Below are 11,994 nucleotides of genomic sequence, written 5' to 3'. Positions count from 1 at the left end.
GGCGATGGGGGCGGGGCATCGCGAGCGGGTCCTGGAGGAGGCGCTGGCGGTGCCCGCGGACACGCGCACCCGGCTGGTGGAGGTGCTGCGGCAGGCGCGCGACTTCGCGGGCGCGGCGCGGCTGCTGGAGGCGGACGGAGACGACGCGGGCGCGGCGCCGCTGTACGAACAGGCGGGAGCGCCGCTCCTGGCGGCGGAGGCGTGGCTGAGGGTGGGAGAGCAGGCCCGCGCCGCGGCGGCCTTCGAGCGGGCCGGTTCGCTGGAGCAGGCGCTGGCGCTGTACCAGGCGCTGGGCGCGCGCGAGTCGCTGGCGCACCTGCTGGGCCGCATGCACCGGCCCATGGAGGCCGCGCAGGTGTTCCGGGTGCTGGGCAACGCCCACGCGGAGCTGGAGATGCTGCGCGCGGTGCCCGCGGACGACGCGCAGCGGCCGGAGGCGGTGCTGCGCATGTGCGAGCTGCTGGACGCGGAGGGCGCGACGTGGCGCGCGCTGGTGCTCCTGGCGGACGGCATCAAGCACGCGACGGGCTCGGGGCTGCTGCTGCTCCAGGCGGAGCAGGCGCGGCTGCTCCAGCAGCTGGGGCTGGCGTCGGCGCCCGAGGGCGCGGTCGCGGCGGAGAAGGCGCCGCCGGTGGTGGATGGCTATGGCTATCTGAAAGCCATTCCCATCTTCGATGGTCTGTCTTTGGAAGACATGCGCGACCTCTACCGCCTGGCCCGGCCCATGCTGCTGCCGGCGGGGACGACGGTGCTGGAGAAGGGCGCCAAGGGGATGGGGCTGGTGGTGCTGCTGGAGGGCATGGTGAGCGTGTCCACCGGCCCGGGCCCGGACGCGCGCCAGCTCAACATGCTGGGGCCGGGCGCGTTCCTGGGGGAAATCTCCCTCATCCTGGACGGCCCGGTGTCCGCGCACGTGCGCGCGCACACGGTGGTGCGGGCCCTGCGCGTCACGCGGACGGACTTCCAATACTTCCTGGAGACGCACGAGGCCGCGGCCCTGCGCATCTACCGCCTCTTCACGCAGAGCCTGGCGGAGCGCGTGCGGGATTTGAGCAGCTGACAGGAGGGCGGCACCGCCGCCGGGTGTGAACCCGGACACCCCGGCGGGGGGTGTTCGGTGAAACCCCGCCGGGCCCTCCGAACGGATGCGTGCGCCACGCGGCTGGGTTACAGAGGCCCGCATGGCGGACTCCCCACACGCGCGGTCGTTGAAGGCCCAGGCGGCGACGCTCGCCGCCGGGGGGAAGCTGGAAGCGGCGCTGGCCGGCTACCAGGACGCCCTGCGCGCGGAGCCGGAGGACGCGGAGGTCCACCAGCGCGTCGCGGAGCTGCTCGAGTGGCTGGAGCGCACCCCCGAGGCCGCCCGCGCCTACGACGACGCGGCGCTCGCCTGGACCCGCGCGGGGAGCCTGCTGCGCGCGGTGGCCGCCACGGTGCTGTCGCGGGGCCTGAGGGGCTTGAGGCCCCAGACGGTGCGGACGCTGGCGGAGCGCTTCGCCCTGCCGCCCGGCGCGCTGGCGCCGACCTTCGCCTGGGTCCCCGACGGCAAGGACGCGGGCGTGCCCGTCCTCTCCGGCGTGGGGCGCGAGGCCTTCGTGGCGCTGGTGGACGCGCTGGAGGTCCGCGCCTTCTGGCCGGGCCAGCGCGTGGTGGAGGAGGGGCAGCCGGGCGACTCCATGTTCGCGCTGGTGGAGGGCAGCGCGGAGGTGGCGCGCCGGGTGGAGGGCAACGCGCGCCAGGTCGTGGCCACGCTGGGGCCGGGGGACTTCTTCGGCGAGGTGGCGCTGGTGTCGGAGGGGCCCAGGCTGGCCAGCGTGGAGGTGCGCGAGCGCTCCGTGCTGCTGGAGTTCAAGCGCCAGTCCCTCGCCCGCGTCAGCGCGGCGCACCCGGAGGTGGAGGCGGCGGTGCAGGCCTACTACCAGCGCCGGCTGGTGGACAACCTGCTGCGCACCAGCCCCCTGTTCACCAACCTGCCGCCCGCGCTGAAGCAGGCCATGTCGCGCGAGTTCGACCTGCGCGTCATCCCCGCGGGCCAGGTGCTCCTCACCCAGGGGCAGCCGGGGGACGCCTTCTACCTGCTCCTGCGCGGCCAGGTGCAGCTGTCGCTGGAGCAGCCGGGCCGCATCGTGTTGCTGCCGGACCTGCGCGAAGGCGACGTGTTCGGTGAAATCTCCCTGCTGCTGGACAAGCCCGTGTCCGCGACGGTGCGCACGAAGACGCCGTGCGTGGTGCTGCGCCTGGAGCGCGCCGCCTTCGAGCGGCACGTCGTGAGCCAGCCCGGCCTCAAGGGCCAGCTCATGCGCATGGGCACGGAGCGCCTCCAGCAGACCGCGAAGGCGCTCTTCGTCTGAAGCCTGGGGGAGCGCCTCAGGCCTCCGCGTCCAGCTGCACGGGGTGCTCGTGCAGCCACTCCTGCGCGCGGCGGATCCGCCAGGCGCCGGCCGCGCGGCCCTCCTTCTCCAGCAGCTGCCGGTAGGGCTCCAGCTGCTCCGGCGTCCACGCGGGCAGGGCCTTCAGGTCCGCGAGCGCCACCATCTCCTCCGCGCTGCGTCCCCGGGCCTCCTGCCGGGCGGTGAGCAGCGCCGCCAGCACCAGCCGCGCGGGCTCCGCCTCGAAGGCGATGGCCGCGTCGGTGAGCCACTCGCGCGTGGGCTCGTCCGCCGCCGGGTCCTTGGCCCCCGCGCGCATCCGCTCCAGCATCCCTTCGAGGAACTCCGGATCCACTGCGCCCTTCACCGCGCGCAAGAGCCCGGCGATGACCTGCCGCCGGCCTTCCGGGTCCTTGGGCTGGGACTTCATCGCGCGCAGGGGCTCCCACAGCACGCAGGTGAGCCACAGCTCCTCCTCCGGGGAGAAGACGGACGGCGTGGCGGGGTCGCGCAGCTTCGCCTCCACCCGCTGCGCGCGCTCCTTCGCCTCGCGCGAGATGCGCTCCACCAGCGCGGGGTCCGCCTGCACGTGCTTCACCAGCGCGTCCAGCTCGCCCGCCTCCGCCTGGCGCAGCGCCTCCGAGGCCTCGGGCGTGAGGGCCTCTTGCTCCTCCATGCCCGCGACCAGGGACTCGTACTTGCGCACCACCTCCGCGTGCTTCTGGCTCCACTCGCGGAACTGCACGTCGAAGACGACGTCCAGCACCGGGTTGTCCTCCGGCCGCACCTTGCCCGTCTTCTTCGCCGCCGTGGCCAGCAGCGCGCCCACGCACAGCGCCCGCCGCTCCTCTGGCGTGCGCCCGCTGCGTGCCGCCTGCGTGAGCAGCCCGGCTCCTAATTTTTCCTGGAAGCTCCGCGTGCCCAGCTCGCGCACCACGCCCAGGCGCAAGCTGTTGCGGGCCTCCATCGCGTCCAGGCCCTCCTGCGCCGCCAGCTTCGCGAGCGCCTGGCCCACGTGGTCGCTGAAGGCCTTGTCGTCGTACCTCAGCCCCGGCTGGGGGCCCGCGCTCGCCAGCAGCACGCCCAGCTGCTCCAGCGCCTGCGACAGGCGGGACACGTCCGCGTCACCCAGCAGCGCCATGGCGCCTTCCAGGTCCTGCTTCAGCGGGTGGGCGGGGGCGGTGGGAGGCGGCGCGGCTTTCGCGCGGTCCTCGGCGGCATGACAGGCCTTGTACTTCTTCCCGCTGCCACAGGGGCACGGGTCGTTGCGGCCGGGCTTGGAAGGGCTCACGGCCCGGCACCGTAAGCGAAAGCGCCCGGCCCTTCCACGAACGGAAGGAGCCGGGCGCCCCGGTGCTTCAGGATGCGTTCAGCGGGTTACTGGGGGGTGAAGCCCAGCGTCAGGCCGAACACGTGCGCGGAGCCGGCGTACGTGCCGGGGATGCCCGGCGCGGAGCTCTCCTTGTCCGACAGCGCGACGAACTGGTAGCCCAGGTCCGCGCGGAACGGCTTGAGCTGGTAGCCCACGCCCGCCGTCACCTTGATGCGGTTGGCGTCCGGCAGGTCCGGCGTCAGCGTGCTGTTGGGGCTGGGGGACGGGTCGTACACGAAGCCCGCGCGAACCTGCAGGGCCTCCGTCACGCCGTACTCCGCGCCCAGCGAGTACTTCCACTTCGCGTGCCAGCGCTTGGGCAGCGGGTTGTCGATGGCCGGGTTCTCGAAGCGGATGGCCAGCTCCGCGAACGAGGACCAGTCCACCCAGCTCGCGTCGAACGCCAGCAGCAGGTTGTTCAGGGGCCGGTACGCCAGGCCCGCCGTCACGGTGGACGGCAGGGTGACGTCCGCGCTGGCGCTCTGGTCCGTCAGCCGGCTCTGGAACTCCGCCGGGATGTTCTGGAAGTCCGCCTTGCCCTTGAACTGGATGTCCACGGCGCTGCGGTAGTGCAGGCCCATGTCCAGGTTGTCCAGCACCTTGGCCTGCACGCCCACGTTGAAGCCGGAGCCCCAGTCCGCGCCGCCCAGGTGGATGGAGCCCTCGCTGTTCACGAAGTCCAGGCCGCGCGTCAGCTCGATGGTGGCCCGCGCGATGTCCAGACCCGCGCCGAAGCGGAAGCGCGGGTGCAGCTCATACGCGAACGACGGGTTGATGTAGTACGTCGCCAGCGAGGACTCGTAGCCGCGGAAGCGGCCGCTGAAGCCCTCTTCCCAGCGGCTGCGCGCGCCGAAGGGCGTGTACACGCCCACGCCGAACGCCGCCTTCTCGAACGGCTTGTAGACGACGAACAGGTGCGGGGGCGGCGACAGCGTGGTGCGCTGCCCTTCCGCCTCCTGGCCCGGCCGCTGGAACGTGATGGCGGGGAGGATGCCCGTGTCGCCCAGCGTGATGTCCAGCGTCTTCACGCCGACCATGTTGGCCACGTTGTAATAGATGGAGGACGAGTCCTCCAGCCATGCCGTGGCCGCGCCGCCCGCGCCGGTGGCGCGCGCGCCCTGGGTGTCGATCTGGAAGCCCGCGGCCTGGCTCGTACCGGCCGCCAGGATTGCCACGAGGGAGAGTGTCTTTTTCATGGGTGTTTGATTCCTCTCTCAGTGGTTGCCGTTACTGCGCCACGGTGCCGGTCGCCAGGAAGCCGATGATCTGGTCCTGGGCCGCGTTGCGCACGGCCTCCGGGATGGCGGGATTGTTGAGGAACGCGTGACGCCCGGACGCCGGGATGGCGCCGATGGCGCTCTCCGGGAACATGTACGTGGCCACCGTGCGCGGAGCGTCCGTGCGGTTGGCCGCGTTGATCAGCGCCTGCGTGTTCGCGTTCGGGATGACCTGGTCGCCCTCGATGTACTGGATGAACGTGCGGTGCACCGCCGGGTCCGTGCCGGCCACCGCGTTGTTGTCCAGCAGGTACGCGTAGTTGCGCGCATCCGCCGGGTCCAGGATGGTGTTGGCCAGGCTGATGAACGTGTCGAACGCCGGGCTGCCCGGGTTGACGCCCGCCTGGGCGAGCGAGCCCAGGAACGCGGTGCGCTGCGCCGCGAAGGCCGGGGCGGTCAGCAGCACGCCGGCCAGGTTGCCACCGGCCACGTTGAGCACCGAGCGGTGCACGCGCGGGGACACCGCGGTGGACATGGTGCCCATGATGCCGCCGAGGCTCTGGCCCAGGTAGTCCACCTGGGTGGCGTTGAGCTTCAGGCCCGCGGTCAGCTCCTGGCTGTTGAGCACGCGCAGCAGCTGGCTGAAGTCCACCACGTGGTGGCGGAAGTTGTCGCGGGTGGTGAACAGGTTGCCCAGGTTCAGGAAGTTCCAGCCGGAGATGGACGGGATGCCCTGGCTGTTGCGCAGGAAGTCACCGCCCTCGCAGCGGTTGGTGGCGGCCACGCAGCGGCCCTGCGACGGGGAGACGACGTTGGAGCAGTACACGTCGGCCGGCACGCCCGGCGGGAGCGTCGCGGCGCTGCAGTCCGCGGCGGTCGTCGGCGTGCGCGACACGCAGCGGCCGTAGGACAGGCTGGCGGGGTTGTTCTCGCAGCGCTGGGTCTGGGGGTCGGCGCACGCGGCGTCGTCGCCCACCGGGTTCGGCGTGGGGAGCACCGCGGCGGAGCCCACGCAGCTGGTGCGCTCACCGTGGTAGACGGCGTCCATCGCGACCACCGCGTAGCCCGCGCCGGTCATCTTGTTGGCCACGCCGAGCACCGCGGTGCGGTTGCTCGTCAGGCCGTGGCCGAACACCAGCACCGGCCAGCCCGTGGCGGGCGCCTCGCCAGCCGGCACGAACAGCATGAACGGGTAGCGCGTGGGGCGCGGCTCGGCCGGGTTCAGCGTGCCGAAGGGGCCCGTGAGCAGCCACGGCGTGTTGGCCTGCACCTCGTAGACCGCGCCGATGTTGTCGCTGGGCAGCCCTGCGCCGGTCATCGCGCCCTTCACCTGCGTGGTGGTGGGCAGGATGTAGTTGGGCGACGCGGGCGTCCCGAACGCGCCGGGCAGCGCGTACAGCTGCTGCAGGATGGACGTGGTGCTCTGGGTGGTGAACGACCAGCCCAGGGCGATCTTGGAGCGCGGCAGGCCCGCCTTGTCCAGCGCGTCGAAGTACGGCTTGTAGGCCGCGCGCACCGGCTCCAGCGCCTGCGCCAGCGAGTCCGGCACGGAGGAGATGGTGCTCTTGCCGTTGGCGAACACGGGGTTCGCCAGGCGCATCAGCGCGAACGCCGTGGCCGGGGCGACCCTGCGGCCATTCATGTCCTTCAGGTCCGTGGTCAGCGCCGCGCCGTACTGGGTGGCGCCATCCAGCGGCGCCTTCGGGACGATCTGCAGCTGCTGGGGGACGTCGACGATGCCCGCCGTGCCCACGCTGGTGCCGCAGTCACCGGTCTTGTTCACCAGGCAGGGCGCCACGTCCGGCTTGGTGCCCTTGTCCAGGTTGGACAGCTTGAAGAACTTCACGCCCGCGGCCAGCGACGCCGGATCCACCTTGGGGGGCGGGCCGTCCGCCGCCTCGCGGAACATGGTGCCGTCCAGCACGCCCTGCGCATCGCCGTTCTCCGTGACGATGGCGCCCGTGGTGGAGAAGCCGTCCAGGGTGTTGAGGCCCGTGAACAGGTCCTGCTGCAGGCCCGGCGTCGTCGGGACGGGGAAGTTCAGGTGCGCCGGCGTGGTGGCCGTGGCCGGCACGCGCAGCAGGTCGTTGGGGAAGGGGATGATGGTGGGGACGCGCGCGTTGGCCGCCAGGTTGATGGTGGCCTCCGGCTGGTCGATGACCGAGAAGGTCCACAGCAGGACCACGTCCTCACGCTTGAAGCCCTTGGCGACCAGGCCCTCGATGAGGGGCGCGTAGCCGCGGCGCAGCTGCTCCAGCTGGATGGCGCTCTTGGTCTGGGCCGCCAGGCGCTTGGCCGGATCCGTCTCCGTGGAGGGGATGATCTCCGTGGCCGGGGCGCAGTCCGGCGAGGTCAGGTCCTCGCAGGTGACCAGCGGCTTCTCGGAGCTGGCGAAGGCCCACGTCGCGGACCCGATGATGGGGTGGCCGGAGGTGGTCTTCAGGCCGTTCTCACCGCCGATGAGCGCCACCGCGTAGCGGCCGCCCTTCGGCCACGCCGGCAGGCCGGTGTTCGGATCCACCGGGGGGATGAGGTTGATGAGGTCCGTGTCCTCGTTGTACGCGATGGTCGGCGTCACCGGCTTCTTCGCCAGCGGCGTGCCCGCGTACAGGTCGATGAAGATGACCGTCTTCGCGTTCACCGTGAACGCGTCCAGGTCCTGCACCTTGGTGGACGCGATGGCGGACGTCGGGAAGCCGTTCAGCGAGTTCAAGTAGTCGCGCGTGAACTCCTGCTCCGCCGCGGACGCCGCCGGGTTGATGGGCGCGTTCACCAGGCCCGTGGCCCTGTTGATGGCCAGGTCGTTGGGAGAGGGAACGACGGCGGGAGAACCCGTGGGATCGAACTCCGCGAGGCCGACGTTCGTATTCGGAGCGTCCTGCGCAATCTCCGGCGTGCAGGCAACGGCTCCCAGGGCCATGGCCCCGAGGAACAGCGATTTCTTCATGGTGGGAATCCCCTCCAGCCCAAGGTGAACTGCTGGAAACAATGCAGTGAGTAGCACGCCCTCTCCCGGTCACAAAGTGAGAGGGATTGACGCGCCGAGTCAGCTCTGGGGTGGCGCCGCGTGCACGCGGGTGGACGTCTCGCGCGGGGCGTGCGGGAGAGGCGCGTGACGCGCGGAGGAACAGGGCTACGCTGCCGCCCCATGAAACGACTGCTGACTGTGTTGGCGATGACCGTGGCGATGAGCGCGAGCGCGGAGGAGGCCGGAGGCCTGACGTGGAGTGCGCCTCCGGAGTGGGCCGCCCAGCCCACGCGGCCGATGCGCGCGGCGACGTACAAGGTGCCCGCGGCGAAGGGAGACGCGGAAGACGCGGAACTGGCTGTCTTCTACTTCGGGCAGGGGCAGGGCGGCGCGGTGGACGCGAACGTGAAGCGCTGGGTGGCGCAGTTCCAGAAGCCCGACGGCAAGCCCCTGGAGGACAAGGACGCGAAGACGAAGCAGGAGAAGGTGAACGGGCTGCCCGTCACCACGGTGGAGGTGAAGGGCACGTACGCGGGCGGCGGCCCGATGATGGGACCGTCCACGCCCAAGCCGAACTTCAAGCTGCGCGGCGCCATCGTGGAGGGGCCGGAGGGCGCCCTCTTCTACAAGCTCACCGGGCCGGAGAAGACGGTGAACGGCGCGGAGAAGGGCTTCCGCAAGATGGTGGAGTCGGTGAAGCCCGCGCCGAAGAAGTAGGGGCGGGCAGGCGGATCCGCGAAGCGATCCGGGGGCTCCCGAAGCGCTTCGCGGACGTCGGCAAGCGGATTGCTAAGGCCTTCCGGCACACGGCGCCCGAACGCCGAGCACCGGAGGCCTCACGTGTCGATGTGCCGCAGCCCTGAGTTCCAGAACCTCGTCTCCCGCGCCATCACCCTGTTCCCCGAGGACACCGTCCTGGGAGCGCTCCAGCAGATGTACCGCCACGGCGTGCACGTGCTGCCCGTGGTGGAGGGGCGTGGAGGCGACCTGCTGGGCGAGGTGACGGAGGACGAGCTGCACCGCGTGGCCCGCCGCCGTCCGCTGGCCCGGCTGGCTGAAATTCTGACCGTCAAGGCGCTGGCCGCGCCGGAAGAAACGACCGTGGAGACGGCCGCCCCGCTGCGGCTGGCGGCCTCCAGCGGCTGGCTGCACTGAAGGGCTTTCGCGGGGCCATCCGTCGCGGGGGAGGGGAAGCCCTGGGGGCGGCCCGCCTGACCGCTGGTGGACACCGGCCCTTGCCGAATGGGCCGACAGCCAACACCTCCTCGTGTGACTGGCGGCTGTCTGACGACTCGTACTGGCGGGCGGGCTGCAATCCCGGAAGGAGGTCAACAGCCTGTTGGCGGTGCCCCCGGCTTTTCGTCGAGGGCGAGGAGGCGGGTCATGAAGGCAGTGGCGATCATCCTGGCGGCGGGCAAGGCCCGGCGGATGTCCCACCCCAAGGCGCTCATCGAGCACGAGGGAGGCAAGAGCTTCCTTCAGTCGCTGGCGTCCACCTTCGGGAAGGCGGGGTGCGGGGTGCTGGGCGTGGTGGGCAGCGATGAGGCGATGGTGCGGGAGCAGCACCCGAGCCTGGAGCTGGTGACGAGCAGGGACTGGGAGAAGAGCCTGCTGGCGTCGGTGAAGGCCGGGCTGGAGGCGGCCATGGCCGAGGACGCGGACGTGGTGCTCCTGCACCCGGTGGACATGCCGGCGCTGCGGGTCACCACCGTGAAGTCCATGCTCAAGGACATGGAGCGCGGCGGCACCGAGGGCGTCATGGCCATCCGGCCGGAGTACGACAACGCCACGGGCTGGCCGGTGGTGCTGTCCCGGGGCGCGGCGCGCAAGCTGTTCGAGGCGGAGGGCGAGGACCTGGAGGCAGCGCTCAAGGCGCTGAACCCGCGTCGCCTGAACGTGAAGGACCCCGGCGTCATCGTGAACATCAACACGCCGGAGATCTACGGGCGCGTCTTCAGCACGGAGGTCAAGCTGGCTCCGCCGCCCAAGCGGCGCATGAAGCGCGCGGGCGCGTCCAACGGCGCCGGGGCGGACACCACCCCGACGTCCTACGCGGCGTCGTCGGAGGAATAGCGCGGCGCGCGAAGAGCCTCCCGGGGCCGCACGGAGCGCAGGGACCCCGGGAGTTTTTACTTCAGCCTTCCGGCCTTCAGAACGACAGGCCCAGGCCCAGGTAGGGACCGGAGAACAGGTCCGCGTGCACCACGCCGTCGTCCAGCTGGCCGGCGTCGCTGAGGTACAGGGTGCGCCAGCCGCCGCGCAGGTTGAGGGCGCCCAGGTGCACCGCGAGCCCGGCCTGCATGTCCACCTGGCGGTGCGGGAAGGGCACCGCCTGGATGCGCGCCTCGATGTCGAAGGGCGACGGGCCGATGCACGCCTCCAGCGACGCGGCGAAGCTGGGGCCCACGAAGATGGCGTCCGGGGCGTGCGCGCTGGCGATGCCGGCCTCCAGGCGGAAGCGGCCGCGCTCGGTGGACCACGGCGAGAGGGTCAGGTGCGCGTCCAGCAGCGTCAGCCGGTCCGTGTCATCCGAGCCGTCATCCGCGCTCAGCGCGATGCCGCTCACGCGCGCGTCCATGCCCCAGCGCTGGCCGTCCAGGGCCATGAAGAGGTCTAGCGCGCCGCCGGTGTCGCCGAAGCTGTCGCCCTGCACGTTCAGGTGCACGAGCGGCGCGGGCCTGGGCGCGCGGGCGCCCCGGGGGGCCACCTCGCGCGCGCGGCGGTGGTAGCTGGCCGGGCCGCTGATGAAGAGGACGTCGAACCAGCCCACGCCGACGCCGGAGGCGCGCACGCTGGAGCGCACCGGCGCGTCCGAGGCGAGGCGGCCCACCGGGGTGGCGCGGTGCGCCTGCTTGCCGTCGTCCCGGTCGTCGGAGTCCTTTGAGTCGGAGGTGCCCGGCCTGGAGCGCTTGCCGAAGCGGGCCTCCGCGGGCGCGGACCCCAGCAGGACAGCGACAGCCAGCGCGGCACACAGCGTCTTCCAGAAGCCCACGGCGACCCCTCCTCTTCACGGGCCCACGGGATGGGCCGCGGCATCTGGACGCCTGCTCGCCCGGAATATTCAACCCCCAGCACCCCGTGGGAGACCAGCGCCCCCGGGGTGGGGGACGGTGTCCGGAAGGGGGCATGTGCACCCCCGGACACCCGGGCGTCCTAGAAGACGAAGCCGGCGCCCGCGTAGGGGCCCACGAAGCGGTCCACGTGCTGGACGCCGTCCACCAGGCCCGCGTCGTCCAGGATGAGCCCGCGCACCCCGCCGCGCAGGTTGAGGGCACCCAGGTGCACCGCCAGGCCCGCGCTCGCGTCCAGCTGCCGGTAGGTGCCGGCGGTGCCCTGCACGCGCGCCTCCACGTCCAGCGGGCCCACCACACAGGCCTCCAGGGACGTGGCGAGGCTGGGGCCCACGAAGGTGATGTCCGGCGCCACCGCGGTGGAGACGCCGCCTTCCACGCGCCAGCGCACGCGGTCGGTGGACACGGCGGCCCAGGTGAGGTGCACGGTCGCCAGGCGGAGCTCATCCGTGCCGCTCGTGCCGTCGTCGGTGGGCAGCGTCAGCTGCGTGCCCTGCACGGCGAAGCCCAGCGCTTCGCCCTCGATGCCCAGGAAGACGTCTCCGGCGGTGCCGCCGCCCATGGCGCCGACGTTGAGGCCCATGCGCACGTCGAGCGGCGGTGACGGGGCCCGCTGGCGGACGGCCATGTCCACGGGCCGCGCGCCTTCGGAGGAGTCCACGGCGATGGCCAGCAGCTCCGAGGCCGCCAGGAGGGCCTCGCCGTAGGACTCCGCGGAGTACGAAGACCGGCTGTACGCGGGCGCGGTGGCGCAGCAGTCGTCGTCGTCGCTCGAGGGCGGCGAATAGGAGGGGGCCTCGTCCCGGGTGCTGGAGCGGATGGGCGTCGCGGCGTGGACCTTGGAGCCCTTGTCGTCGTCCTTGTTGCTGTCGGAGGTGTCCGACGACTTCTTGCCGAAGCGGGCCTCCGCGGCGGGCGCGGCCAGGAGGAGGCCGGCGGCGAACGTGGCGCACAGCGCGGGGCCTGGCTCTTATACACATCTGACGCTGCCGACGAA

Annotated in this window: 11 protein-coding genes; 6 read left to right on the top strand and 5 right to left on the bottom strand. The window is 72.0% G+C overall.

The genetic code is table 11. The annotated features are described in order from the left end of the window. Both D7W79_RS29820 and D7W79_RS29815 read left to right on the top strand, forming a co-directional pair. Positions 1-1,060: cyclic nucleotide-binding domain-containing protein (locus D7W79_RS29820; protein ID WP_147442122.1), on the top strand; the 1,060-nt coding region annotated here is incomplete at its 5' end. Positions 1,061-1,181: 121 nt separating this feature from the next. After that, the gene (locus D7W79_RS29815) at positions 1,182-2,351 is read left to right on the top strand and encodes a cyclic nucleotide-binding domain-containing protein (protein WP_120528770.1); all 1,170 of its coding nucleotides are present in this window, start codon (positions 1,182-1,184) and stop codon (positions 2,349-2,351) included. A 16-nt stretch (positions 2,352-2,367) separates the two neighbouring features. Here the strand turns inward: D7W79_RS29815 and D7W79_RS29810 are convergent, their stop codons facing one another. The 3 genes from D7W79_RS29810 to D7W79_RS29800 form a co-directional block, all read right to left on the bottom strand. Then, positions 2,368-3,660 (bottom strand): YecA family protein, encoded by a 1,293-nt coding sequence (locus D7W79_RS29810; RefSeq protein WP_120528769.1) that lies wholly within the window; start codon positions 3,658-3,660, stop codon positions 2,368-2,370. Between the two features lie 86 nt (positions 3,661-3,746). Beyond that, the gene (locus D7W79_RS29805) at positions 3,747-4,937 is read right to left on the bottom strand and encodes an OmpP1/FadL family transporter (protein WP_120528768.1); all 1,191 of its coding nucleotides are present in this window, start codon (positions 4,935-4,937) and stop codon (positions 3,747-3,749) included. 31 nt (positions 4,938-4,968) lie between these two features. Next, a complete protein-coding gene (locus D7W79_RS29800; RefSeq protein WP_120528767.1) occupies positions 4,969-7,905 on the bottom strand; it encodes a hypothetical protein in 2,937 nt (978 codons plus the stop codon). Positions 7,906-8,106: 201 nt separating this feature from the next. Between D7W79_RS29800 and D7W79_RS29795 the strand changes: the two genes are divergently transcribed. The 3 genes from D7W79_RS29795 to D7W79_RS29785 all read left to right on the top strand — a co-directional run bounded on the left by D7W79_RS29795 (position 8,107) and on the right by D7W79_RS29785 (position 9,999). After that, the gene (locus D7W79_RS29795; RefSeq protein ID WP_171436301.1) at positions 8,107-8,643 is read left to right on the top strand and encodes a hypothetical protein; all 537 of its coding nucleotides are present in this window, start codon (positions 8,107-8,109) and stop codon (positions 8,641-8,643) included. A 129-nt stretch (positions 8,644-8,772) separates the two neighbouring features. Beyond that, the gene (locus D7W79_RS29790) at positions 8,773-9,081 is read left to right on the top strand and encodes a CBS domain-containing protein (protein ID WP_014393223.1); all 309 of its coding nucleotides are present in this window, start codon (positions 8,773-8,775) and stop codon (positions 9,079-9,081) included. Between the two features lie 228 nt (positions 9,082-9,309). After that, positions 9,310-9,999 carry a nucleotidyltransferase family protein gene (locus D7W79_RS29785; RefSeq protein WP_120528765.1) on the top strand — a complete coding sequence of 230 codons (690 nt, stop codon included), beginning with the start codon at positions 9,310-9,312 and terminating at the stop codon, positions 9,997-9,999. 76 nt (positions 10,000-10,075) lie between these two features. On the opposite strand, the gene D7W79_RS29780 is transcribed toward D7W79_RS29785, so the two are convergent. Together D7W79_RS29780 and D7W79_RS29775 are read right to left on the bottom strand one after the other, a co-directional pair. Then, positions 10,076-10,918 (bottom strand): hypothetical protein, encoded by an 843-nt coding sequence (locus D7W79_RS29780; protein ID WP_120528764.1) that lies wholly within the window; start codon positions 10,916-10,918, stop codon positions 10,076-10,078. A gap of 161 nt (positions 10,919-11,079) precedes the next feature. Further along, positions 11,080-11,658 (bottom strand): hypothetical protein, encoded by a 579-nt coding sequence (locus D7W79_RS29775; RefSeq protein WP_120528763.1) that lies wholly within the window; start codon positions 11,656-11,658, stop codon positions 11,080-11,082. A 145-nt stretch (positions 11,659-11,803) separates the two neighbouring features. On the opposite strand from D7W79_RS29775, the gene D7W79_RS46490 reads away from it, so the two are divergent. Then, the coding region (locus D7W79_RS46490) for a hypothetical protein (protein ID WP_244222040.1) at positions 11,804-11,994 on the top strand (191 nt) is incomplete at its 3' end.

It is taken from the genome of Corallococcus exercitus (assembly GCF_003611585.1).
In the GTDB taxonomy this organism is placed as follows: domain Bacteria; phylum Myxococcota; class Myxococcia; order Myxococcales; family Myxococcaceae; genus Corallococcus; species Corallococcus exercitus.
This window is presented reverse-complemented; position numbering and strand designations above follow the sequence as displayed.